The organism is Paraglaciecola sp. (assembly GCF_039964565.1).
Lineage (GTDB): Bacteria > Pseudomonadota > Gammaproteobacteria > Enterobacterales > Alteromonadaceae > Paraglaciecola.
The window spans coordinates 35,601-60,954 of the sequence record NZ_JBDVXF010000004.1; the positions used below are offsets into that span (position 1 = coordinate 35,601).

At 43.1% G+C, this 25,354-nt stretch carries 25 protein-coding genes; 19 read left to right on the forward strand and 6 right to left on the reverse strand.

Going from position 1 to position 25,354, the window contains the following annotated elements; genetic code table 11:
- Position 1: 1 nt before the first annotated feature.
- Positions 2-811 (forward strand): alpha/beta hydrolase, encoded by an 810-nt coding sequence (locus ABJK37_RS00880; RefSeq protein ID WP_348349137.1) that lies wholly within the window; start codon positions 2-4, stop codon positions 809-811.
- 29 nt (positions 812-840) lie between these two features.
- The gene (locus ABJK37_RS00885; RefSeq protein ID WP_348349139.1) at positions 841-1,290 is read left to right on the forward strand and encodes a hypothetical protein; all 450 of its coding nucleotides are present in this window, start codon (positions 841-843) and stop codon (positions 1,288-1,290) included.
- Between the two features lie 6 nt (positions 1,291-1,296).
- Here the strand turns inward: ABJK37_RS00885 and ABJK37_RS00890 are convergent, their stop codons facing one another.
- Complete coding sequence (locus tag ABJK37_RS00890; protein ID WP_348349141.1) at positions 1,297-2,193, reverse strand: hypothetical protein; 897 nt, start codon at positions 2,191-2,193, stop codon at positions 1,297-1,299.
- 121 nt (positions 2,194-2,314) lie between these two features.
- Between ABJK37_RS00890 and ABJK37_RS00895 the strand changes: the two genes are divergently transcribed.
- The 3 genes from ABJK37_RS00895 (at position 2,315) to ABJK37_RS00905 (ending at position 4,513) form a co-directional block, all read left to right on the forward strand.
- Positions 2,315-3,094: an enoyl-CoA hydratase-related protein gene (locus tag ABJK37_RS00895; RefSeq protein WP_348349143.1), complete on the forward strand. Its 780-nt coding sequence runs from the start codon at positions 2,315-2,317 to the stop codon at positions 3,092-3,094.
- Positions 3,094-3,534, forward strand: coding sequence for a PaaI family thioesterase (locus tag ABJK37_RS00900; protein WP_348349145.1), 441 nt, complete (start codon positions 3,094-3,096; stop codon positions 3,532-3,534). The genes ABJK37_RS00895 and ABJK37_RS00900 overlap by 1 nt, the downstream gene beginning before the upstream one ends.
- Before the next feature lie 67 nt (positions 3,535-3,601).
- A complete protein-coding gene (locus ABJK37_RS00905) occupies positions 3,602-4,513 on the forward strand; it encodes a DUF1838 family protein (protein WP_348349147.1) in 912 nt (303 codons plus the stop codon).
- 357 nt (positions 4,514-4,870) lie between these two features.
- Here ABJK37_RS00905 and ABJK37_RS00910 read toward each other — a convergent pair whose 3' ends face one another.
- From ABJK37_RS00910 to ABJK37_RS00925, 4 genes are read right to left on the reverse strand one after another with little or no spacing between them, the layout of a single operon-like run.
- Positions 4,871-6,292, reverse strand: a complete 1,422-nt coding sequence (locus ABJK37_RS00910; protein WP_348349149.1) for a sodium/proline symporter — start codon at positions 6,290-6,292, stop codon at positions 4,871-4,873.
- Positions 6,293-6,325: 33 nt separating this feature from the next.
- On the reverse strand, positions 6,326-7,252 hold the full coding sequence (locus ABJK37_RS00915) for a polysaccharide deacetylase family protein (protein ID WP_348349150.1): 927 nt from the start codon (positions 7,250-7,252) through the stop codon (positions 6,326-6,328).
- Complete coding sequence (locus ABJK37_RS00920) at positions 7,252-8,208, reverse strand: polysaccharide deacetylase family protein (protein WP_348349152.1); 957 nt, start codon at positions 8,206-8,208, stop codon at positions 7,252-7,254. The genes ABJK37_RS00915 and ABJK37_RS00920 overlap by 1 nt, the downstream gene beginning before the upstream one ends.
- A gap of 47 nt (positions 8,209-8,255) precedes the next feature.
- A complete protein-coding gene (locus ABJK37_RS00925; protein ID WP_348349154.1) occupies positions 8,256-8,927 on the reverse strand; it encodes an isochorismatase family protein in 672 nt (223 codons plus the stop codon).
- A gap of 263 nt (positions 8,928-9,190) precedes the next feature.
- On the opposite strand from ABJK37_RS00925, the gene ABJK37_RS00930 reads away from it, so the two are divergent.
- From ABJK37_RS00930 to ABJK37_RS00940, 3 genes are read left to right on the forward strand one after another with little or no spacing between them, the layout of a single operon-like run.
- Entirely contained in the window at positions 9,191-9,922 is a 732-nt protein-coding gene (locus ABJK37_RS00930) for a hypothetical protein (protein ID WP_348349156.1), read from the forward strand.
- Entirely contained in the window at positions 9,919-11,139 is a 1,221-nt protein-coding gene (locus ABJK37_RS00935) for a class I SAM-dependent methyltransferase (RefSeq protein WP_348349158.1), read from the forward strand. The genes ABJK37_RS00930 and ABJK37_RS00935 overlap by 4 nt, the downstream gene beginning before the upstream one ends.
- Positions 11,136-11,513, forward strand: a complete 378-nt coding sequence (locus ABJK37_RS00940) for a hypothetical protein (protein ID WP_348349160.1) — start codon at positions 11,136-11,138, stop codon at positions 11,511-11,513. Before ABJK37_RS00935 ends, ABJK37_RS00940 begins: the two co-directional genes overlap by 4 nt.
- A gap of 46 nt (positions 11,514-11,559) precedes the next feature.
- On the opposite strand, the gene ABJK37_RS00945 is transcribed toward ABJK37_RS00940, so the two are convergent.
- A complete protein-coding gene (locus ABJK37_RS00945; RefSeq protein WP_348349162.1) occupies positions 11,560-12,759 on the reverse strand; it encodes an SMP-30/gluconolactonase/LRE family protein in 1,200 nt (399 codons plus the stop codon).
- Between the two features lie 287 nt (positions 12,760-13,046).
- On the opposite strand from ABJK37_RS00945, the gene ABJK37_RS00950 reads away from it, so the two are divergent.
- From ABJK37_RS00950 to ABJK37_RS01000, 11 genes are all read left to right on the forward strand, one after another.
- Complete coding sequence (locus ABJK37_RS00950; RefSeq protein ID WP_348349164.1) at positions 13,047-13,355, forward strand: REDY-like protein HapK; 309 nt, start codon at positions 13,047-13,049, stop codon at positions 13,353-13,355.
- A gap of 8 nt (positions 13,356-13,363) precedes the next feature.
- The gene (locus ABJK37_RS00955) at positions 13,364-14,206 is read left to right on the forward strand and encodes an SDR family NAD(P)-dependent oxidoreductase (protein WP_348349166.1); all 843 of its coding nucleotides are present in this window, start codon (positions 13,364-13,366) and stop codon (positions 14,204-14,206) included.
- Positions 14,207-14,224: 18 nt separating this feature from the next.
- The gene (locus tag ABJK37_RS00960) at positions 14,225-15,115 is read left to right on the forward strand and encodes a polysaccharide deacetylase family protein (protein ID WP_348349168.1); all 891 of its coding nucleotides are present in this window, start codon (positions 14,225-14,227) and stop codon (positions 15,113-15,115) included.
- Positions 15,112-15,948, forward strand: coding sequence for a CoA ester lyase (locus tag ABJK37_RS00965; RefSeq protein WP_348349170.1), 837 nt, complete (start codon positions 15,112-15,114; stop codon positions 15,946-15,948). Before ABJK37_RS00960 ends, ABJK37_RS00965 begins: the two co-directional genes overlap by 4 nt.
- A gap of 16 nt (positions 15,949-15,964) precedes the next feature.
- Positions 15,965-16,483 carry a MaoC family dehydratase gene (locus ABJK37_RS00970; protein ID WP_348349172.1) on the forward strand — a complete coding sequence of 173 codons (519 nt, stop codon included), beginning with the start codon at positions 15,965-15,967 and terminating at the stop codon, positions 16,481-16,483.
- Between the two features lie 16 nt (positions 16,484-16,499).
- Positions 16,500-17,675, forward strand: coding sequence for an acyl-CoA dehydrogenase family protein (locus ABJK37_RS00975; protein WP_348349174.1), 1,176 nt, complete (start codon positions 16,500-16,502; stop codon positions 17,673-17,675).
- 51 nt (positions 17,676-17,726) lie between these two features.
- Positions 17,727-18,917: a CoA transferase gene (locus ABJK37_RS00980; RefSeq protein ID WP_348349176.1), complete on the forward strand. Its 1,191-nt coding sequence runs from the start codon at positions 17,727-17,729 to the stop codon at positions 18,915-18,917.
- A 40-nt stretch (positions 18,918-18,957) separates the two neighbouring features.
- Entirely contained in the window at positions 18,958-20,118 is a 1,161-nt protein-coding gene (locus ABJK37_RS00985) for a CoA transferase (protein WP_348349178.1), read from the forward strand.
- A 16-nt stretch (positions 20,119-20,134) separates the two neighbouring features.
- Positions 20,135-21,163, forward strand: a complete 1,029-nt coding sequence (locus ABJK37_RS00990) for a chromophore lyase CpcT/CpeT (RefSeq protein WP_348349180.1) — start codon at positions 20,135-20,137, stop codon at positions 21,161-21,163.
- Between the two features lie 305 nt (positions 21,164-21,468).
- Entirely contained in the window at positions 21,469-23,757 is a 2,289-nt protein-coding gene (locus tag ABJK37_RS00995; protein ID WP_348349182.1) for a TonB-dependent receptor, read from the forward strand.
- Between the two features lie 109 nt (positions 23,758-23,866).
- On the forward strand, positions 23,867-25,276 hold the full coding sequence (locus ABJK37_RS01000) for an FAD-dependent oxidoreductase (RefSeq protein WP_348349184.1): 1,410 nt from the start codon (positions 23,867-23,869) through the stop codon (positions 25,274-25,276).
- Positions 25,277-25,354: the final 78 nt, after the last annotated feature.

Sequence of the window (25,354 nt, forward strand, 5' to 3'; positions counted from 1 at the left end):
TATGAACCCTATTATCGTGACACGACATTTTACTGACGGCGAATTCGGGCAACTCCATTATCGCATAGCAGGTGAGGCATCGGCCAAACCTGCCATTGTGTGTTTACATATGGTGTCTAAATCTAGCCGCTCATTTCAGCATATTTTGCCCATACTCGGCCAAGATAGATTGGCTATTGCCATTGATTACCCTGGTTATGGCGAGTCATCGCCTCCGTTTAGTGAATCTCAAGCAAACATCGAAAATTATGCAACCGCTGTGTGGCAAGTGTTAATACATTTGGGGATCACTAAGGTTGATTTTGTGGGTTATCATACTGGATGTATGGTGTCGGTTTGTGCGGCGCACCAGCAACCCCAGTGGGTCAATAAAGTGATCAATATCGCCGCTCCAATATTTCTACCCAGCGAAGTACAAACATTCTGCGATATGTTTGCACCTATTCCCCTTGATGAACAAGGGAATAGGTTTCGAATTATGTGGGAGCGTATCATTCACCACCGTGGCCCTGGAATGACCTTAGAAATGTGCGCTGATTCTATGGCTGAAAACTTGCGGGCAGGTGATGCCTACGAGTGGGGGCATATGGCGGCGTTTAATCACGCTTCTCAATATATTGAAGACATCAAAACCTTATCACATCGACTCTTAGTGATGAACTTAGACGATGATATGCGTGAACAAAGTGAGCGGGTGGATAGGTATTTGAATAACGGGTTGCGCAAAGACTATTTTCAGTGGGCCGCAGGTTTTTTAGATGCCTTTCCTGAAGATGTAGCTGCTGAACTGTTAAGTTTTTTTGATGCGTAGTCTCCTTTTTATTTGGCACACCTAATTTTATGACATCTAAATTGCAGTTATTGATGCCGGCGGTTCTAGAGCATGCAGGCACTTGGCAAGGTACCTATCGACATATAGATAATCAGGGTGAAACCCTTGATTGCCATCAAAGCTTGGTTGAATGTGTTTTCCCAGTTGAAGGCCCTGTTGTGTATACCCAGCGTAATCAGTTTAGCTGGGATGATGGGCGTGTTTTCAAAGTGGCATTTGACGGTATTATTCAAAACAACAAAATTTATTGGGATACAGAAACCTTCAAAGGTTACGGTTGGGTCGCCAGCCCATCCATATTTTTACTGGAACTAGAACGCAAAGATGATCCAGGTGCATGGTTTTATGAAAGCATTGTGATGGGCCCAGACAAGAAACACCGCGCCAGAACTTGGCATTGGTTCAAAAATGGCGAGTGTTTTAAGCGTACATTATGCGACGAACGTTTAATCTCATAATCGCTGCTATTGATTAGATTGTTCAACCAGCTCTAGCAGTTCACCAGATGGCCCTTTAGCTAAAATTACTTTTTGACCGGGGTAGTAGTGGTCACTTGTGTGGCTTACTGTTGTATTAAGTTGTTTCGCAGCGGCGTCAATGTCTTCGACAACACAAGTGATCATTGCAATGCCAGAGGGCAGAGAGCCTGAATTGACAATATTCGACTGGGCATCGGGAACTTGATCAATTTCGAACAAACAGTTGCCTGCCAATTGTAATGTCGCTACTGGGTATTGATGTTCAATATCCTTACCCCAGGCGTTGTTGAGTACTGTTACTTTGGTTTCAAACTTTAATCCGCCATGCTGGTTTAAGGTCTCGTAAAATGCCAGGCTAGTATCGCGATTTTGGGTGCACAGTACCGGAATAAACAAACTACCAGTACGTGATTGGGTCATAGGTAGATTAAATGGAGGCACGGCTTTGTCTACTTGGGTGATGTAACTGACTTCGTTACACGGACCTATGACTTGCATCGCTTTAATTGCATCACTGATTTGCAAATACGCTGGCTCACCTATGATTTTGAACACGTCGACGTCGATTTCATTGCGTATTAAGTCGACATCGGCCACATTCACCTCAAGTGCCATCCAGCCTTGGGTTTTAAGAGGTATGACGCTGCTACAATTGCAGTCTTCTACAATTCGTAACCAAGCATGGCCATTGGCTGCAGCTAAAATATGCATAGGGTTGTTAAGTAGATTAGGAGTATTCCACAAATCACAAAGTGCTTGGCTTACCACATTGTCACTAATTAAGGTGTAACCCATGCTAGCTTGATAGGATTTACTGGCAAATTTAAGGTTGTTTGTTAACAGCGTAGCGCCGACTATTGGACCTAAAAAGGGGTCGCTCATATTGTTTTCTCTGTTAGATTGCTAAATCGCAATTTAAAATTGGGATGAATAGCTGATAATTTGGCGCATCACACCTCACAACGCAACCTAGTGCTAAACCGACACCGGAGCTTATTGATTTATGTCAACGATCATCTTGAATATTAAGGGAAAAGTCGCCTATCTGCGCATCAACAGGCCAGAAAAATACAATGCGTTAACCCAAGATATGTGGCAAGCCATCGCTGACGCTTGCGATACTTTAGCTGACCACAAAACTGTGCGAGTGTTAGTGCTAAGTGCCACAGGTGAAAAAGCCTTTTGCGCAGGTGCAGATATAAACGAATTGCATGAAATGATTAGTCATCCCGACAGGTTCGCCGCAAGCAATGAAATAGTGCAACTGGCTCAAAAAAAATTAGCGGCGCTGCCTTTTGCCACTATCGCGCAAATAAACGGTGTCTGTGTAGGTGGTGGTATGGGATTGATGATGTGTTGTGATTTTAGAGTAACGGTTAAGCAAGCGAGTTTTGCGATTACACCATCGAAATTGGGTTTGTTATATAGCCTAGAAGACACCAAAAGGTTAGTTGGCTTAGTAGGATTAGCTCGCGCCAAAGAATTGCTTTATTTAGGTAGAAAAATTGACGCTGCCACCGCTGAGCGCTGGGCTTTGGTTAATCAAATTGTGGCACCAGAGGAATTGCAAGCGGCCGTAGACTCCTTAGTGCAATCGATACTCAGTGTCAGTGGTTATTCGGTTAGCGGCACTAAACGTTCTTTGGCACACCTAAGCGAAGTGATGCCCAGCGAAGCTGACACTTTGGCAATTCAAGGCTTATTTGATGAAGCGTTTCACGGTGATGACTTTAAAGAAGGCGCCGCAGCCTTTACCGAAAAACGACCTGGGAGATTTGTATAATGGTAAAAGCACCGGCAAGCACCAATGCAGAGCTTCACTTTGATAGCAGTTTTACTCAATGTGAAAAGCAGCAGGGGTTTTCACAGCATATTGGGCCATTTTTTGAAAAAAACGTTAATGGTGTGATGCATCGTGCGTTAGAAATCAAAGCTCACCACCTTAATCCCGAAGGGGTAGTGCACGGTGGTGTCACTTTGTCATTTGCCGACTACATAATTTATCGCGGCATTGGTGATGAAATAGGCCATGATATTCGTTTTGCCACCATCAACTTAAACAGCAATTTAATTGCTGCGGCTAAGGAGGGCGACGTGCTGTTTGGAACAGGTAACATAGTCCGCAAAACTAAAAGTGTGATTTTTGCTGAGGGGCGAATTTTCACCACTAAACATACGATTTTACAAGCTAGCGGAGTCTGGAAAATCTTGGGTGTTAATTGATAATTCTCAATGCACCCTAACTGCATTCATCTAGTCTAGATACGGTCAATAATAAGAGAATAAATATATGATAAAACTTAAACTTGCGTCACTGTTACTACTTGCTAGTACTTCAGTTGGCAGCGCATTTGCGGCCGCTGAGCTGGATTTAAACACCCCTGAAGGTGCCAAAGAGGCTTCACGAAAAATCCAATGTTCTACTGTAGATGGTGAGCCTGTCTATTATTGGTGGAAAGGGCAGGCGTATTCTCGCAGACAAGGTGAGCCAGATATGCGTTTATTTAATGTTGAAGGAATGAATGTTAGAACCTGCGTCACAATTGATGGTGGAATACAGGGCAAATCTTACCGAATAATCTCACGTGAAATTTTATTATATACCGATAAAAAGACGGGGAAACCCTTGGAAAAATGGACAAATCCTTGGACTGACGAGGAGCTAGAAGTGCATCATGTATTAAATGATCCGGTCAATAATACCTCTGGTTTCCCTTTTGACAAAAACGGTAAGGCCTTTCCTTGGACTAAGAGTTTTGGTGGGCAAATCTCAGATAATATGTGGTCGACGTCATTTGCCATTCCTTTGTTTTATCACAATGTCTTAGCTGGCGATTATCAAAAGCAAGTAGGCGGCGTTTATCACGCCACAGAAATGTTTACGTGGTCTGGAAGTGTGGACAATTTAGTGAGTTCTGACACCAAAACCGCAGACGCTCATATCGGTTGGGTTCGTATCTCTGATTGGTTGCCTTGGATGATGATGTCAGGCAGAGAAGGTTCAATCTATTTTAATACATCAGGTTTTAAAGTCGCTGGGTTTGATGACATGGGTGAAGTGATGAAAGAGTATATTAATACTCATGCTCCTCTTTATAAAAATCCACCTCCTTTAGATGATAAACGTGCAAATGAAACCAGCTGGATTGGTTATAAAAATGACGTGGAAGGCGGTAAATTCAGTAAAAATAAGAGCCATTAGTTGCTAAAGCTATCTCCCTAAAGGGCGGCCCAGAGGCCGCCCTTTTTTATAAAAGCCGTAATTATGCTTAGTCAATTTTTACTGAACACCCTAAATCGGTTAAGGCAACTTATTGACAGCACTTTTTAGATGTAATGAAGTTTTTGATGAAACTGTTTAAAGCTGTGACCCTTTGCTTTGTTCACGCATTAATTCCAGTTGCAAATATCACCACGGGAAGTCGGTTAACAACTGAACTGTACCAGGAAATGGTACTTTAAGGGTAGAAGGCTAAAATAAGGGGTCCAAAAACTTGGCTAAATCTGATGCTAAGGAGTATATGATTTAAGCCAATCTAGATGTGTATGTTTCATTTTGCTAGCGAGAATCTTGGGTGGTTAAGTCAGGTTGTTTTCTACCTATCCACGCTATAGCAAATGCTAAGACAAAAGGTACCACTCTTTCTAAAACGTCACCCGGTGTGTTTTCTAACCAATTGAATATTACCGTTAGGGTAAAACCGCTAAGAATGGCGGCAAAGCGATACGGCCCATTGACGTTATATCCCATTAACATCACGATCAGTAGCGGAGCAAATGCTGAACCAATTGCAGCCCATGCAAATAGCACTCTTGAGAATATAGCCTGCGGGGCATACAGTGCAATAAGCAAAGAAATCGAACACATCACAAATACGCTAAAACGAGAAAAGAGTAAGCTCTTTTTTTGTGATAATGTTTTGTTGAGGTCGTATGATAACGATGAGGCGGATACTAACAATTGACTATCAGCAGTAGACATAATGGCTGATAACACCGCTGCGATAATCACGCCTGCAACTATAGGGTGAAACAACCTATTGGTGACTTCAAACAATACTTTCTCATTGTCTTCGCTACTAGGCATCAATACTCTGGCACATAATCCTAAAATTAACATACCGCCGTACACAATCACCGGCCAGGCAATGCCAATATACTTACCAATCCTCATTGAGCGTTCATCTTTGATCGCCATAAAGCGATTGACAACATGCGGTTGGCCGGGGTTTCCAAGGCCTACACCCAAAAGGCCAATTACAAAAGCCACTGCAGAATAGCCAAAAAATGAACTGGATATGGAGAGTTGATCTTGGTCGAATACCTGAGTCATACTTTCTACGAGCTCAGCTGGACCGCCAACCTCATATAGTGCGGCAGCGGGTAAGACAATAGCAACAACCGCCATCAACATACCTTGTATAGTATCTGTCACACTGACAGCCCAAAATCCACCGAGCAAAGTATAAATTAGGATAATAGCGGTACCTGTGATGATGGCATTTTCTACAGAAATACCAAAACTACTGGAAAAGGTACTACCAGCAGCCTGAAATTGAGCGGCAATATAGAACGCGAATGAAAACACAATGGCAAAACTACAGATAAACACTATTAGCCGAGTCCAATTGTCTTTGCCTGCTAATAATTCGGTCAATGTCACCGCGCCTGATTTGTTCCCTCTATTGCGAATTCGCGGAGCAAGCCACAACCAGTTGAAGACGTAACCTCCCACTACTGCTGGAAAAAGTAACAATGAAGATAACCCCATAGCGCAGGCTGCACCGCTGACACCTAACAAACTCCATGCCGACGATGCACTGGCCGATGAACTTACTGCGGCAACCCACGGACCGAGAGTCTTCCCTCCAATAAAGAAATCTTCGGTAGTTTGTGTGCGACGACTTGCCCAAAAACCAATCCCAATAAGTATCAACTTATACGCAACTAGTGTAACCAGTATCACAGACTCTCGACTCACTTCGCTCCCTTATATTTTTCCTAGTCACTAATATTAAGCATTTTGTTGTGCCTTAAATGTCGACAAAATATTGCCTGCAGAAGCGCTCCATACATCTTGCGCCATTACATATTCAAGCACACGCTCTAAAGCGGCAATACGATGAGGTTGGCCTAACATCCAAGGATGAATATTTAAGCTTAGAATCCGTCCACCTTGTTCGTTGGCCTCTTTAAGTAAATAATCACATGCATCAATGATTTGATCGGCGTATGAGTCTTCACTGTGTAAGTTATTGAGCATAATAAAGGCGTCATCTAACTCGTTAGATAGCGGCATCGCCCATAAGTTACCTTGCTGGGTTTTGAAGGTGTAGGGCATGTCGTCATTTACCCAATCACAGCAATATTCGATGCCGTTGTTGACTAATAACTCTGGGGTATTTTCGCTTTCGTTACGCCCCGGACTTAACCAACCTGTCACTTTTTGCCCCGTTAAGTCTCGTAATTGATTTAACGAATCTTGTACTAATTGGGATTCAACTTGTTTGTCTTGCCCTCCAAAGTGCAACGCATCCATGTGCATGCCATGACAAATCACTTCGTTGCCACGCTCTTTAATGGTGTTGAGTAGATAAGGGGTGCGTTTTGCCAGTTCGGTGTTCATGGCAAAGGTGGGTGTCACGCCGTATTTATCAAAGGCTTTCAAAAAGCGATAAATGCCCACGCGGTTTCCGTAATCTCGTAAGCTAAAATGCCTTAAATCTGGGTAGGGCATAGTCATGCCACCTTGAATTTTAAAAGGCTCTCCTTTTTGGTCGAGTGGAAAAAACTGCAAAGGTACATTGACCCATAAAGCTAACTTTTTGCCACCGGGCCAGGTTACTTGAGGCCGGTCGGTCAACATTGACCAATCGTATCTGTCATGATCCATACCATACTGACGTTTGGTATATTCTAAGTAAGATTTATCAAGTGCCATTATTTGTCACTCCCTATCAGTGCCGCGCTTTTTTGTGCAATATCCACTTTGGCTTGCTCGTAATAGTGTTCAAGGTAGTATTCAGCAATTTCTTTACCTGTGGTCACCCAAACATCATCGTGACTAGTAATGTAATCAAGGGCTTCTTCGAAGGCTTTCATTCGATGAGGGCAAGACACCTGATAATTATGGGTGGGAATACACATGATAGTGCCAGACTCGTCACCTTCAGCGTAGAGGCGGTCAAAGTTGTTTTTTAACATTTGACCATAACGTCTCGGCTCAATTTTATTGACTACATAAGCGATAGTGTCATTCATTTCTAGTGAATACGGGATTGATACAAAGGGTTTATTACTGCGAGTGTGGATTGGGGTCGGCTGATCATCATGAAATAAATCACAGGTGTAAATACCGCCTTCGTTACCAAATAGTTCAGTGCCCACTTCTGCGAATAGGTCTAAGGTTAGTTCGGAATGGGACAAAGCGGGTGCTAAATAACCGCCACATTTTTGGCCGGTGTGCTGATAAATAGTTTCCATAGAATCTTTTATCATGTCGCGTTCTTGCTGTTCAGACATGCCATAGGTATAGCGCGTATTGTAAATGCCGTGGCTGAAAAATTCCCAATTGCGCTCTTTACACATTTGAATGATTTCAGGGTGGTGTTCACAAAGCGCTGTCGACAAAGAAATCGAACCACGAATGCCGTATTTATCCAGCAAATCCATTTGACGTTTGTGTCCCACACGGTTGCCGTAATCGCGGATACTGTACCCTTGAGTCGCAGGGTAGGGTTGCGGCCACGCTTTGCGAGAAGGATTCGCTGGTGGATTGAGCTCATAAAATTCTATATTGGGCGCTACCCAGAAAGCCATTTTTTTGCCACCGGGCCAGCGAATTTTGGGACGATTTTCATAGGGCCAATAATCGTAAAAACCAGGATCACTTTTCATTTAACCTTACCTTTTTGATGCTGTTGATTGTTTAGCGTTACTTAACGTTACGTAGGATTGTGTTGGGATAACCATTGATTGACTTCATCAAGGCTAAGAACATCAGCATATTTCAAAGATAAATCCGTTAAATTGGCATAGTGATAACTTTCATGTTTGTCCGCCACACATTCTTCCGGAACAATAGTGCGATAGCCACGAGATAAAGAATCCACAGCTGTAGCTCGAATACACCCAGAAGTAGATCCACCGGTGAGGATAACTGTATCGACCTGGTGCCATACCAACAATGATTGTAATTGGGTTTCAAAAAATGCTGACGGCATCTTTTTCAAATACACCACGTCTTTGACGTAGTCGATTTCTAAGCGGTCATCAAATTCACTGCGTCGTGAGTCAAATTTGATATTTTGTAAAGAGTCAGGTGTATCGGTACGGGTTCCCCAAATTCCGGCGTCTTCGGCGCTTTCCATGTAAGCAACATGAGTCCAAACCACTGGCCAACCTAGTGCACGAAAGGACTTTGACATCTCGTTAATATATTCCATCTGACGGGGATCAGTTTCATAGGCTGTCGCAAATTCGTCGGTGCAGGTATAGGCTTTTTGTGGATCGATATTAACTAACACTGCCTTGTTACCAAATCCAAAACGCTTTCGAGCTGGATTGTTTTTTATGTCGTAATAAATTTCTTTTGCGGTTTTAGAGCTTGTTTGCATGGGTTTTCCTTCAAATCTTTGATAATTGTCATAGGTTTTTTGTTGGATTGTGATCACAATTTAACCTAGAAATTTCTTAACTTTTACGGCAATTGATTATTAATGTTCTATTGATATAACAATTTAGTTATATCCTAGTTTTAGCATAGCTTGCAAATAAAAATAGCGACAATTTGCTTAATGTTAATTTGCCGACAAAAGCCAAACGATTATAAGAGATTGGCAAGACCCACATTTAAGATACAGATAAGGCGGTCAACTAAATGAAGCACAGAACTATCCGCGGCGTAATTCAATACACCAGTAAAAAACCAGAAAGATTTGGTATGGAAAGAGGTCGTGAGTTTTTCACTCTGACCACTCAATCAGATGGAATACAGGTGATGCATGCTCATTGCGAAATTGACGATGAACCGAATGTAATTCGGGATGTGGTGCAATCCATGCGTCAAGATTGTAGTCCCATTGATTGCAGCGTGCGTTTAAGTGTGGGCGATAAATACGAAGGCAGTGGTTGGATCCGTTTTACTGATAGTTATGCAGAATGTGAAACCCATAACCAGCGAGATGGTCGCATTACCCAGCGGATTGAAATAGAGCAACCTGTTAAGTGGTTACAAGCTCATCCCATAGTCGGTGATGGCTTATTGATGAAACTTTATGATTTATCAAACGGGCCGGGTAAAACTTTCTTCCCAGACATTATGCTTACCTCACCCGACCATCGCGGTGCCACTGGACCGTTATTATTCAAAATGAATGGTTTAGGCATTCAATATGTAGGTGAAGAGGAAATTGAAGTACAAGCAGGTAAATTCCATTCACGGCATTTTCAGGTAGTGGATACTGCGGGTAATTTACCTGAAGAACACCCTCCTTATAATCTATGGGTCACCGCTGATGACGATTATCTTTTGCTAAAAGCGGGTGTCGACGGTTATATGCAAACCCATTACGAATTAACTGAATATCAAATCATTGGAGATGAGTCATGAGTAATAGTAACGCTTTACCATCATGGGATGTTCTCACTAAACACGACGTTTTTCCGGTGGCTAATCATGATGAATTGGCCCGCTTAAATTTTTTAACTCATTTAAATGTGCATTTAAGTAGTCAAATATTACCTGGCGTAAAGACGGCTTACGAAACACAAGTCAAGCCTGAAATTATGGCTGAAACGGGAAAAGACCCCAGTTCTCGTCACCAAGTGCGCCAACATATGTTAAACAATGGTTATTTTCAAATGTGGAGTGCGCTGCGTCGTAATACCATGGAAATGCGTCATCAAGCCGCTCGCGCTCAAGTGTTGGGGCAAATTGAAAATATAGTAGATAAGGTCGATAAGGCCTGCCACAACGACGCTAATCTACAACTTGATGATAATGTTGTGGTGCCACCTAATGTTGCAATGGTAGACATTCATTGTCAGCCAGGTTGTTATTATCAAGAGTACTTCGAAAATGATGTGACTGTTGCGGCAAGCTATGATTTGGGATTGTTTGTTACCACAGCCGGTTTGCTCGGTGCCCTCAGTGATGGTGGTGGTCAAGGTATTGCCAATTGGCTGAAAACCCAACATCCAGATTTTAAACCAAAACGTATTTTGGATATTGGTTGTACTGTGGGTCACAATGCTTTGCCTTTGGCAGAACATTTCCCTGATGCCCAAGTGATAGCTGTAGATGTGGCGCGCCCTAGTTTGCGATATGCTCATGCGCGGGCTAAGTCATTGGGATTAACCAATATTCAGTTCGTTCAAGCCAATGCCGAAGACCTGAGACAATATGAAGATGGTTCGTTTGATTTAATCACTACTTCGATGTTTTTGCATGAACTGTCCCACCAATCGATGCCAAAAATCCTTAAAAATATTAACCGGTTGTTAGCTGACGGTGGTCTTAACTTACACCTAGAGCAGCCACAATACGCAGGAATGGATGTATACCAGCAGTTCATTCGAGATTGGGATACCTACTTCAACAATGAACCCTATTGGGGGCCGATGCATGAACTCGAGCTAAAGCAAGTATTTGCGGATTGTGGTTTTGATCCTCAAGACATGTTTGATGTGGGAGTGGTATCCAAAGTAGATGAGAAAATATTTGGTAAACCTAAGAGTGAAGGCGAAGACTACGGTCGTTCACCGGTTTGGAATGCCCTAGGTTTATGGAAAGGGCAAAACGCAAAAATAAGTGAGAAAGTGGCATGAGTGAACTAAACACACAGCTATCTGATGCTGAAAAAATTAATTTAGCAGGTACTAAGGCGAAAGGGCAACGGCCGTATTTTTTAGCTGATAAACAAACCGAGCAGGCCTTATCTGTGGCTATGACTTTGGCTATGGAACTGTCGGTTACCAAAGAACGTTTGGCATCACTTGAATGTCTCTTGGTCGATAAAGGGGTGATTGCGAAGGGCGAGATAGATAATTACCAACCAAGTAAAGAAGAAGTGGCAAAACGCAGTTTGGACACGCAAGCTTATTTAGCAAGAGTGTTGCGCATTATGCAGCAAGATAAAGAAGAGTTAGAAGCTAATGATCCTGACATGCAAAGTGTTCAGGATGAGTTGACCAAAAGTTAATGTTAGCTATGCAGTTTACTGCATAGCTATAGGGTTGTTGCCAGTGTTAATAAGGAAAACCTTGAACATTGAGCTTAGCGCTGTAAATGCCGGCACTTTGACAAACTGTGTCACCACATAAGCGTGGTTTGTCACCATCCATTGGAGCGGTTAAACCTGTTACAAATAAGGTGCGACCGCCTTGTGCGCCAAAGGCGATGTTAGTGACTATATGGATCCCCGGCACTTCCAATGCACCAATTTCTTGATATTGCTTATCCAAAATCACTACAAATTGTCCATCATTTCGACTGGCTGATTTACGAGAGGTCGTAACATAAATATTGCCCGTACAATCCTTGCCTAAACCGTCGATTGGGGTATTGAGGATTTGTTTGGGGTTTGCTACTCGCCCAGAGCTAAGTTCAAATGCCCACAGTCCGGCTAGGCCGCCCACTAGCAGTTGCGTTTGATCCAATGACAAAGCAATGCCATTAGGCTTATCCCGCAAAGCGGGCACGAGTTCAGTGACTAAGGTGGGGTAGACTTTTCCATCAGCACTGACCCGATAAATCCGCTGGCCTGGCGTTTGCGAGCCAGGATTTCCGCCACCTTGTGTGGTCGCCGGGTCAATATTGGATGGCACATTCCAGTTAGGATCAGTGAAATATATGCTGTTGTCAGAAGCAATAGTTAAGTCATTAGGTGAGTTAAAACGTTTATCTTCATATTGACTCACTATGGTGGTAAGTTTTTTAGTGTGCCAATCTATATTCACAAGTGAACCATCAAGCTGCCGCGTTGCTACTAAATATCCGTTGTTATCGACAGCTAAACCATTGGTTCCTGCTACAGTATCATCTAACCAAATTTCAGGTTTTGTGCCCGGAACCCAACGCCAAATAGTGGTTTGGTTCGTTAACACAAAACCTTGTTCGTCGGCTTGATGTGAGCCCATATTGGTATAGAACAATGCGCCGTCATGCCACAAAGGTCCTTCGACATTATTTGCTCCTTGATACATCAGTGGAATACCAGATTCACGTTTTAAGGTAACGTTAGTCAAATCAAGTTGTGCTTGTTTGGGCGTTTGTGAACAATACTTAGCATTAATTAACGCTGTTTTATTTTCATCGGCTGCAACACTTGGTACCACTAAAAGCAAAGTTAGTAAGGATGATAATGCCAATCTGGTGTTGTAAAACAGGCCTAAACTGGCTGTGGTTTTCCTTGGCCTTGACTGATTATGGAGTCTACAGATTTCCATTCAATTTCCTTCAATAATGTTTATCTTAATATGTGGTGTAAAGCTACCGCGTTGACCAACATATGACCAGTTCAATTAAAAAAATAGTAACGGCAAGCTAAAATTTAAGAATCACTCTTAAGGTGTTAATCCACAAAACAGTCTCGATTTTATTGCTTTTCTGCTGCTTGTGTCTAACCCAAATTGCTTTTTGTCAAATACCTCAGAGCTAATTTCGGCAATGATTGACTTGTGATATGAGGCACTCTAAATTTGTCCGTACAAATTAATTGAGTCGAGCCAATCTAATGACCACTATAGTTGTATTATTTAATCTACAAGCCGGTGTTGACGAAAGTGTGTATCAACAATGGGCCACAGAAACTGATATCCCAACCGCTGGCGGACTTGCGTCGGTTGATTCCTTTGACGTGTTAAAAGCTGAGGGGATATTGATGAGTGAGGCGACGCCGCCCTATCAATATATCGAAATACTCAAAATCAATGACATGGATAAGTTTGGTCAAGAGGTAGCCAGCGAAACAATGCAAAAAGTGGCCATTGAGTTTCAAAAGTTTGCTGACAACCCTACCTTCATTATGACTTCAAAACTCTAGAGGATCCTATGTCTCAATATCCAGAACTAAAAGGCAAAGTGGCAGTGATTACCGGAGCTGGGCGACAAGCTGGGCTGGGTGAAGCAATGGCAAAACGCCTAGCTGCGGAAGGTTGTAAAGTTATCATAACCGATATTGGTAAATCCGTTAGCGAACATACGCCTGATGACGCCATTGGTCACACTGATGAAATGCATCAAATAGTGGAAGACATCAAAAAAGCAGGTGGCGAGGCCAGTGCTTTTGTGTGCAACGTTTTAAATGAACATGAAGTCCAAGGCGCGGTGGATTTTGCAGTAGCCACATACGGCTCAGTGGATATCTGGGTTAACAATGCCGGTATTGGATATTTGATGAAGTCTATCTTAGAAATGCAAGTGGACGAATGGGACGCCGTACTTGGCGTCAACCTACGTGGTGCGTTTTTGGGGGTGAAATACGCCGCCGCTCAAATGGTGAAACAAGGTCAAGGTGGCAAAATTATCAATATCGGCTCCCAAGCTTCTAAGTCAGCCTTTGGTCATGCTTCTGCTTACACCACTTCAAAACACGGTATGAACGGTCTTACCCGTGTTGCCGCAATTGAGCTGGGCAGTCATAAAATTAACGTTAATGAAATTTGTCCCAACCACGTCACAACAGGTTTAGGCGCTTGGCAAAATGCGCATTTTTCAGAGGTAACAGGTAAAGGTTACGAACAATATATGCAGGATATGCGCGATCGTATCCCCATGGGGCGACCGGGCTTACAAGAAGACATAGCCAAAGCCTGCGCTTTCTTATGCTCAGAACAAGCCAGTTACATCACGGGCGAGTGTATGAACGTGTCTGGCGGCGAAGAATATCATTAAAGTTAAGAGAGCAAATTGATGTCAAATTATAAGTGGCCACAAGATAAAAGACTTGCCATGTCCATAGTGGTAAATGTCGAAGAAGGCTCAGAGTACAGCATAAAAGAAGGCGACAAAGGCATGGAGCCTGTGGACGAATTACAAGTTCACTTAAAAAAGCCAATGCGTAACTACGGTAACGAGTCTAATTACCAATATGGCATAAACGAAGGCGCGCCGCGCATTATTAAGTTGCTCGATAAATACCAAATGCCAGCTACATGGACAGCGGCAGCGTTGAGTCTAGAACGCGCGCCACAAATAGCTGAAGCGATCCGCCGTCGAAATGATGAAACCTGTTCTCATGGTTATCGCTGGGTATTTCAATTTCGAATGGATGAAACAGAAGAACGTCAGTTTATAAAAGATGCGGTTACCAGTATTCAAAAAACGACAGGTAAACGACCTCTAGGTTGGTTGTCTCGTTATTTACTGACCGAAAATACGCGCCGTTTGCTGCAAGAAGAAGGCTTTTTGTACCACATGGACGACTATAGCGCAGATGCGCCATTTTGGGATGCAGTTACCGGATCAGATGAACCTATGGTTATCGTACCTTATGCGCTGGATTCAAATGATATGAAAATGTGGGTCGCACCCTCACTGACGCCTGATGCATGGCTAAAATATGCCATCGACACCTTTGATGTTTTATACGAGGAAGGCGCAGAGCAACCGCGAATGATGAGCTTAGGCTTGCACCTTCGCATTATTGGTCGTCCGGGTCGAATTGGCGCGCTTGAGGCTTTTCTTAAGTATGTCAGTGAAAAGCCTGGTGTCTGGTTTACTACTCGCCAAGCCATTGCTGAAACCTTCCAAGACCAAGTTCCAGCCTCAGATTTTGTCTCTGCAAGCAGTGAAGGTGAATGATCTTAATGAATGTTTTACGCTCTTTACTGTTTGTTCCGGGATCAAGGCCTGAACGTTTCGAGAAAGCCTTGGCAGCCGGCGCAGATTTGGTCTGTATCGATTTAGAAGATGCCGTGCTACCACAAGATAAAGATACCGCCCGAGAGGCAGTACTAGCTTGCTTACAAAGCAATAAAAATCTCTGCGTACGAATCAATCCAGTGGCGACTGAGGTAGGGGAAAAAGACTTACAAACCTTTGCAAATGCTTCAGCAGTTCCTGACGTTATTATGCTCGCCAAATGTGAGTCAGCCGCAGATGTATTGCATGCGCAACGCGTAATTGACAAGCCAGATACCCGATTTATTCCACTAATCGAAACGCTGACTGGGCTTGAAAATGCCTATCAAATAGCCAGCGCCTGTGAACAAGTTGAGCACATTATGTTTGGCGGGGCTGATATGGCGGCTGAACTACGCTGCGAATTTAGTTATGAACCCCTGCTATTTGTGCGCAGCCAGTTGGTATTTGCCGCTGCAAAAGCCAATGTTGGCTTAATCGATGTGCCCTTTGTGGATATTAAAAACGAGGCGGGTTTACTCGATGAAACAAGTAAAGTTAAAGCGTTAGGTTTTAGTGGGAAAGCGGCCATTCATCCTGTTCAAATTGCAGCTATTCACCAAACCTTTATGCCCACAGATGAACAAGTTGCCTATGCGCAAGCAGTGATGGCAATGGTCGATAGCCCCGATGCGGGCGTAGTAGTAGTCAACAATAAAATGGTCGATCGGCCTATTATTTTAGCTTGTCAGCGCATTCTAGCGCTAGTCAAAAGTACGTCTTCAAATCCATAACCGAGAGAGAATACTTATGGTACAAAATGTAAAAAAAGTCGGTGAAAACCGTTATCGCGAAACCTTCGGTAGATGTTTTGAAGAGTTCACTGTGGGTGACATATACGAACATCGCCCGGGACGCACCATTACAAAAACCGATAATACCTGGTTTACCTTATTAACCATGAATACTCATCCCATGCATTTTGATGACGAATACGCTAAAGCCAGTGAATTTGGTAAATGTATTGTGTGCTCACCTTTTACTGTTGCCTTAATGGTGGGGATGAGTGTGACTGATGTGAGTCAAAAAGCCATTGCCAATTTAGGTTGGGAAGACATCAAGATGACCTACCCACTATTTGAAGATGACACTTTGTATGCCGAGTCAGAAGTGCTCGACAAACGTGAATCTAAATCTCGTCCGGGTGCCGGAATAGTGACAGTGAAAACCTTAGGATATAACCAAGACGGCAAAATGGTGTGTAGTTTTGTGCGTAAAATGTTGATCGCCAAGATAGGCCATTCGGTCGAAGAAAAAGTTAATTATTAATCATTAGAGGTTTGTTATGTCTGACGTCTGGTCAAAAGAAGATGAGATGGCGATCATAGATATGATCGATAAATGGGTAGAGAACGATGTTCGCCCTATTGCCAAAGAATATGATCAAGAAGACAAATACCCCCATGCACTTGCTGAGCAAATGAAAGAGCTGGGACTATTTGGTGCAACTATAGGCCAAGAGTTTGGTGGCTTAGGCCTACCAGCTTCTATTTACGCCAAAATTGTCATGAAAGTCGCCTCTGCATGGATGGCACCAAGTGGCATATTTAACTCTCATTTGATTCAAGCATCAGCAATCGAGCGCTGTGGCACTGAGCAGCAAAAGAAACGTTTTTTACCACGCATGGCAATAGGTGAATTGCGCGGAGGTGTGGCGTTAACCGAACCTAATGCTGGTACCGATTTACAAGCGATTCGAACCACTGCGGTGCGAGACGGTGACGATTATATTATCAATGGTGCCAAGACCTGGATCACTAACTCCTTAAACGGTAATTCACTTGCGGTTCTGGTCAAAACTGACCTCAATGCGGTTCCGGCCCATAGAGGTACTAGTATGTTCATCGTTGAAACGAAAGATGAAAACGGTGAGTTCAAACCAGGCATCAGTGTGTCCAAAATGAAAAAGCTCGGTTACCGCTCAATCGATACCTGCGAAGTAGTATTCGAAAACGTGCGGGTGCCTGCGGCTAATTTAGTGGGTGAAAAAGAGGGCTCTGGTTTTATACATGCTATTGGCGGACTCGAGTTAGGACGCATTAACGTGGCCGCTCGTGGTGCTGGCATAGCAAGAGGTGCAACTGAACTTGCAGTGCGCTACGCCCAAGAGCGTGAAACCTTTGGTAAAGCTATCTGTGAGCATCAGGCCATTCAGCTCAAAATCGGTGAAATGGCGACTCAAGTAGAAGCCGCGCGTCTATTAATTGAACAAGCCGCCGCTAAATACGATGCCAACGAACGTTGCGACATGGAAGCGGGTATGGCGAAGTATTTTGGCTCAGAAGCCGGGGTATTTTGTGCCAACGAAGCCATGCGTATATTCGGCGGTTACAGTTATTCGGTGGAGTACGATATTGAGCGTTATTACCGAGATGCCATGCTGATGTGTATTGGTGAAGGTACCAACGAAATGCAGCGCATCATTATCTCAAAACAAGTTATCGAAAAAAATAAAATTTAATTCACTGCTAAGCCTGCAAAGGTTTAGCAGCAAGACAAAAAGGACACAGCCATGGCACATCTTCCTCTTGATGGCGTTCGCATTATTGCAGTTGAACAATATGGAGCCGGTCCGTATGGATCGATGTATTTGGCCGACTTAGGCGCCGAAGTGATTAAAATTGAAAACCCTGCAATAGGTGGGGATGTGTCTCGACAAACTGGGCCTTTTTTCTTGGGCGAAAACGACAGTTATTTTTATCAAACTTTTAACGTAAATAAAAAAAGTTTGACCTTAAATCTAAAATCTCCCGAAGGGCGTGAAGTTTTTGAAAAACTGGTAAAAACCGCTGATGCGGTAACCAATAATTTACGCGGTGATCAGCCTAAAAAGTTAGGCATTACCTATGAGCAACTCAAACACATTAATCCCAAGATAGTATGTGGTCACTTATCTGCCTACGGTAGAGACAATGACCGCGCTAGCTGGCCCGGTTATGACTATTTAATGCAAGCCGAAGCAGGGTTAATGTCATTAACCGGCGAGCCTGATCAAGCGCCGACTCGATTTGGGGTATCCATGGTTGACTTCATGACAGGCGCAGTTGCTTCGTTAGGGTTAACTGCTGCTATGTTAGGTGCTCATCGTACCGGTCAAGGCCGAGATGTAGATGTATCTTTGTTTGATGTGGCACTGCATCAATTGTCGTATCCCGCCACTTGGTATTTAAACGAAAAGCACGTAGTTGAGCGTGTGGCACGTTCGGCTCACCCGGCAACTGTACCCTGCCAACTATATAAAACCCAAGATAGTTTTGTGTTTCTTATGGCCATGACAGACAAGTTTTGGGATGTGTTAGTAGACATTCTCGATGATGAGGTTTTAAAAGAATCGCGCTTTGCAAAAGTAGCGGGTCGCCGGGAAAATCGAGACTTGTTGACTCAAGAAATTGACAGAGTGTTAGCGGCACACCCAACTGCTCATTGGCTAGAAGTACTCAAGGGACGCATTCCTTGTGCACCGGTTTATGATCTGCCAGAAGCCCTTAATAATCAATATATCCGTGATATTGGGATGGTGCAAAATGTGCCTCATCCAGATAACAAAGAAATGGAAATATTAGCTAATCCGATAAAGCTTGATGGTAAACGCCTGCAAGGTAAATCAGCGGTTCCTATGGGAACGGATACCCAAAATATTCTAAAAGAACTAGGCTACAACGAAGCGCAAATTGCTGATCTAAATGCCAGCAAAGCGGTGTGATTTTGGTGGTGTTTAGATTGCAGAATATTAGGGGGATGGAATGAAACTAGACGGAATTCGAGTGCTGGACCTGTCGCTTTTTTTACCCGGCCCACACTTTACTATGATGATGGCAGACCACGGCGCTGAGGTCATCAGTTTAGAACCGCCAACCGGCGAGCCAGTGCGTGAGATTGGCCTCAAACAAAATGGCCAATCCGTATGGTTTAGGAACGTATTTCGCGGTAAAAAAAGTATCAACCTAAACTTAAAAAGCGCTGCGGGTAAAGAAGCATTTTACAAGTTGTGTGAAACCGTTGATGTAGTGGTTGAAGCCTTTCGCCCCGGCGTAGTGAGCCGTTTAGGTATCGACTACGACAGTATCAAAAAAATCAATCCAAAGATTGTTTATTGTTCGATTTCCGCTTACGGGCAAACCGGACCTAAACGTTTAAATCCTGCCCACGATTTAAGTATTCAAGCTGACTCTGGGGCACTGCAGATTAATCAAGGTAAAGACGGTCAACCTGCGCAACCCGCTATGCCAGTAGCCGACATGGCAGGCAGCTTAATGGCATTTTCAGGTGTATTAATGGCACTATTGCGTAGCCAAAAAACTGGTCAAGGTGATTATATCGATATATCGATGCAAGATTCACTGGTTGCCTGGTATGCCAATGTAATGGGGCCTCCTTTTGCTGAGAATCGTTCACCTGTGCCGCAGCAAGAACGTAGCTGGGGCGGGGCGGCAATGTATAACATTTATCAAACCAGTGATGGTCAACATCTAACACTTGGTGGCAGCGAAATTAAATTTGCCAAAAACCTTCTTACAGCACTGGACCGCGAAGACCTAATCACCCTTTGCCAGCAACCTCCAGGGCAAGCTCAACTGCCAGTTAAAGCCTTTTTTGAGACTACCTTTGCTTCACAAACCTTGGAATATTGGTGTGGATTTTTAGCCAATATTGATGTGTGTTGGTCACCGGTGCGCAGCTTAAATGACGCAATCCATGATGAACACTTGATGCAGCGAGATATGTTACTAACAGACGATGATGGCAATTTGCATTTAGGGGTGCCAGTAAAATATCAGCAAGAGCCCGCTCAACCGAAATTTAGGTTACCCAAATTTAGCGAAGATACTGAAACGCTATTACGTGAGTTGGGGTACAGCGAGCAACAAATTACAACCATGCGCAAAGACAATGCGTTTATCTAACCTAATAGAGAGTGATATGAAAAAAATAATCGCAGCCTTATGTGTAACGGCTAGCTTGGCAGGGTGCGCCAATCAAAATAATACAACTCAAGCATCAACCCCTAAAGTAGACACCATTCAGGAAGCGCTATTTCATAAGTGGTTTGCTGCTGAGTTTGATAATCACGAACAACACTGGCAAGACAATATCGAAAAAGAAAAGAACCCAGATATACAAGTACACGAACATATTCACCATGTGTTTGCACCTTTGGCCACCCCTGCGCTTGAAGGTACGACTTATTTTGTGAAGCAATATATGGATGGCGACCCAAGCAAGGTGTACCGTCAACGCTTGTATCAATTTGTTCAAAATCAAGAAAAAGGCGCATTACAACTTAATATTTATCGCTTTAACGATGATGCCAAATATGCCGATGCCCACTTACAACCAGAACTTTATCAAAATCTAAAAAAAGAAGAACTTACTACCTACCCAGGATGTGAAGTGTATTGGACCTTCAATGGTGAATATTTCGACGGCAACATGGGTATTAACACTTGCAGCATAGTCTCAAAACGCAGTGGTAAAAAAATATTCTTTAATGACACTTTACGTTTAACAGACAATGAAATTTGGATTGCCGATAAAGCCTCAGATGAAGATGGCAATTATATCTTTGGCAACAAAGCGGGCATCCCACATATCAATCGCAAAGTGGTGTATTTTACTGGTTGGGGCGGTGCTCGTATTGGCGGTAAAGACGCTCCTGAAGATGCGAAGTGGGCTTTTAGCCGAGATTTGTTATTACACAATGAAGGGCAAATCGTCGCACTACAAGATGCCAAAACCGGCGAAAAATCAGGCTACTCAATTCAGCTTGCGTTGTTAACCTATCAAAATACCTCAGACCCGATTTTTAAACTCGGTTTGATTGATGATGCCACCGGTAAAACCATTACCTATATTTGGAGTGATCGCACTAATCCAACCACAGGAATGAATCTACGTTGGATGCAAGCAGGCTTAAAAGTGAAACAAACCCAACCACACTTTGGTTTTTAATCTGGCGGTAGTGCGAATCAAAAAACAAAGGCGGGTTAATTATTAATCCGCCTTTTTTATTACCTATGAAGTAAGTCAAATTTATCTCAATAAAAAGAATCCGATTTGTGTGACAACAAATCCACTAACACCCCGACACATTGACATTTATCAATCAAAATCCCTTGATAAATGTCAATCGTGGAATTCTTGGACAAATTTGTCCGTGCAAATTTGGATAGAGTGATATCTGTCAACTCGATACATTAATGTTTTCGGGGATGCACAAAAACCCAATTATTATAATAATGTTAGAGGGAACAACCATGAACATGCATTACAGTCCCAACAAATTAGCAAAAATGATTAAGTTAGCCTTAGTTGCACCTTTTTTACTAACGCCAATAAGTACTTTTGCACAACAGGCCGAGTCGGATTCTAAAACTGAATTAGACAAAGAGGCCATCGAGTTAATTGAGGTGACCTCTCGTTACCGTAAAGAAACCTTAAACAAAATTCCAATTTCAGTGACTACCTTTGATTCTAAAGATATTGAGAAAGCTGGGTTACAAAATATTAATGATATCGCTACTAGTGCAGTTGGCATGTCGATGGAGAAAACCTTTGGTCGTCAATCGGATATTCCGGTTATTCGTGGTGTGTCTTGGATCCCTGGATTTGGTTCACAAAAAGCCTCGTATTTTATAGACGGCGTTTATTTTGGCGGGTCGATTCAAAGTTTACCGCTCGACTTAGTTGAGCGTGTAGAAATAGTGAAAGGACCTCAAAGTGCTCAGTACGGTCGTCGAACCTTTTCTGGTGCAATCAACTTTATTTCTCGTAAACCTACAGATGAATTAACTGGTTATGTCAATTTGACTCTAGGTCAATACGGTAACCGTAAAATCGCTGCTGGTGCATCAAGCAAGATAAATGACATGCTGGCTTTTAGAGCATCTATCTCGGCTGATAACTACGATGGCGACTGGGTTAATACTAAAGAAGATGGCCCAGAAGTTGGCGGTGAAAAAACCAAATCAGGCATGTTTGGATTGTATATCACACCAACAAGTGACACCGATATTGCGTTGAATTACATCTACAATGAAAATGACGATGAAGCTCAACCTTTTGGCTCTCAAGGCGCAGAATACAATAACTGTTTCTTAGAAACCCGCCCTTACTACTGTGGTGAAGCTCTTAGAAATCAACCTATCAGCATAGGTGGTGGCGGTTTCATAGATAACGAAGACTACGGTCTACGTACTACTAGTGAACATCTTAGCTTTAATCTAAAACACCACTTTGAGTTTGGTACGGTATCGGTCATTAGCGGCTGGAATTCATATGATGGAGAAACGGGCTTAGACCAAACTTATCATGGTGATGAAGAGTCCTTTAGTTTTGGTTATTTCGCCGGAGGTCCGTTCCTGACCCCAGCAGACGCTTGGTATACCCTGGATGAATCAGGCTCGGAAGAATACAGCCATGAGATTCGCTTTAATTCAAGTGCATTTGATGACAGATTATATTGGTCAGTCGGCGCCTATGTTTGGCATTCAGAGCGCGATCCTTCGGCAGTTGATAACTTCTCAGAAGAGTTAGACAACACCGCCTTTATGGCCATGGCAACTTACGAATTTACTGATACGTTCCGCTTATCTGCCGAGGTGCGTCGTTCTAGCGATGAAGTCACAACAGAAGCTTACGATACGCTAATTCAAAACGAAGGGTTTTCAGATATCAGTAACGAGTTTGACAGCACTACAACACGTTTTATTGGTGAATATGACGTCAACGACGATACTCTAGTTTACTTAACACGGTCTGAAGGCAATAGCCCTGGTTCGTTTAATACCAGTACTCAGCTTCCGGCAGAGTTAGTGGTCGTCGATGAAGAAGATATGGTGATGTATGAAGTGGGTGTTAAGTCCACCATGCTTGACGGTAAGTTTTATGTGTCAGCCGCCGCTTACACCATGGACTGGACTAAACAACAGCTAACAGATAGCTATGATGAGGTTGAAGGCCCACCTGTATCTTATACTTCAAACGCGGGTTCAACCGAAATCAATGGTGTTGAAATTCAGGCTAGATGGCTAATCAATGAAGAATTCAACTTAGATTTTGGTATTTCACGCACCGATGCCAAGTTTACTGAATTATTTGATAGTAATCATTGCCGATTCTACGCTCCAGGTGGTGCTTCAAGTTTTTGTGTAGGGGATAACCTACGAGAATTTGGTAGCGTGAAGGGTAATACGCCACCACAAGTACCAAAGAATGAAATGACTTTGGCGTTGAATTATTCAACCACTATCAAAGACGATATGGAATTGTTTGGTCGTATGGACTTTAGCTATGACTCAAGCCGCTTCGCCCATGTTCATAATTTGATTGAAACCGGCTCGCGTAAGTTAGTGAACCTTAAAGCGGGTGTGCAATTAGAAGATTGGCGAGTTACTGCATGGATGAACAATGCCACTGATGACGACACTCCTACTTATGTATTTAGATATGTTGACGTGCAAAGTTTTGCTTATGGCTCCCGAGCTTTCCCTATCGCGCCAAGCCGCGGTCGTGAAGTGGGTGTGACAGCGTCATACAAATTCTAAAACCTTCATAACACGGTTTTAGTCACCAATCAGGCTAATCAAAAAAGCGAGTTATCTCGCTTTTTTATTGCCTGACGTTTATTTTAAAGTCTAAAAAGTAGGTAATATCATGCATCGTAGAGACATTATTAAAGGCCTTGCAGCTAGTACCTTGTTACTAGGGGGAAGCGCAATTAGCACGCCTCTTTTTGCTGCGAATAACAATTCTTTTGACGTGATCATTATAGGGGCAGGGCTTGCCGGTTTAACGAGTGCAGAGTATCTCAAAAATCAGGGATATAAAGTGTTTGTGCTTGAAGCTCGAGAGCGAGTAGGGGGGCGGATTTTAACCCTTAATAATCAGCTTAATAAGCCTGAAGTAGGTGGACTTCAGATAGGCCAAGGTTATGGACTGATGCGCACTTACGCACAGCGATTAGGCTTGCCTTTGGTGTCATTGGGAAAATACGCTAAACAAACCACCTATGTGGTAAATGAACAAATTATCAATGCTGCTGATTGGCCCTCCCACATTGCTAATCAGTTATCCAAAGTGGAAAAAAACACGTTACCTTCGGCTTTGTATTTTAAAACCGTGGCTAAAGGCCCTGCCTTTAGTTTGCCCACTGATTGGACATCACCAAAATATGCCCATTTAGATATTCCGTTGTTGGAATATTTTAAACAACAGCAAGTATCTGACGAAGCTTTACGTTTAATCAATGCCAATCTCAACGCCCAAAGTTTGCAAAATTTGTCAGCCGCCGATGCCTTTTATCGTTTGAGCTTGGCACGTGCTGGTGGCAGAGGTGCTCACCGAGTTGAAGGTGGTAATGGCCGATTTACAGACGCCTTAGCCAATAACTTACAAGGTGAATTGCAAACCCAAAAAGAAGTCACTCATATCAACCAGCAAGGCCAAAAAGTTAAGATTCGTTGTAGTGATGGCAGTGAATACAACGCCAAGCGAGCGATTATCACCACACCTTTTAGTGTATTAAAATACGTTGAGCTAAGTGGTGCAATTAGTAACTCAAAACGTAAAGCCATAAATGAAGCGCTTTATACACCAGTTACTCAAGTGCATTTTTCAGTTAAAAAACAAGCTGATATGTCAATGTTAGAGTCAAACAATTTATGGACGGATAATGCCTTAGGTAGGGTGTTCAGCCAAACCAATGATAAAGGTGAATTGACTTATCTGACGAGTTGGATAAATGGTCAACAAGCACAACAGTTGGATACATTGCCAGAGGTAGACGCCATCAAAATTGTGCAACAGTCGTTACACAAATATTATCCGGGCCTGAAAGGTAAAGTTGAAGTGGTGCATCACCAATCTTGGGCTAACGAAAAGTTCTCTAAAGGCGCTTATATTCAGTTTGCCGCCGGCCAAGTGCAATCGCTAGTACCGCATATGGCAACAGTTGAAGACAATTTACATTTTGCTGGAGAACATACTGAGTTTATGAATTCGGGTATGGAATCGGCTATGGTCTCAGGGTTACGGGCCGCCCAAGAGGTAGTAGCGCGGTTGTAAATAAAATTTAGGTTTGATTGAAAAGATGAAATCGCCAGTTAATGTTTGTTAACTGGCGATATCCTATCTAGAAACTAG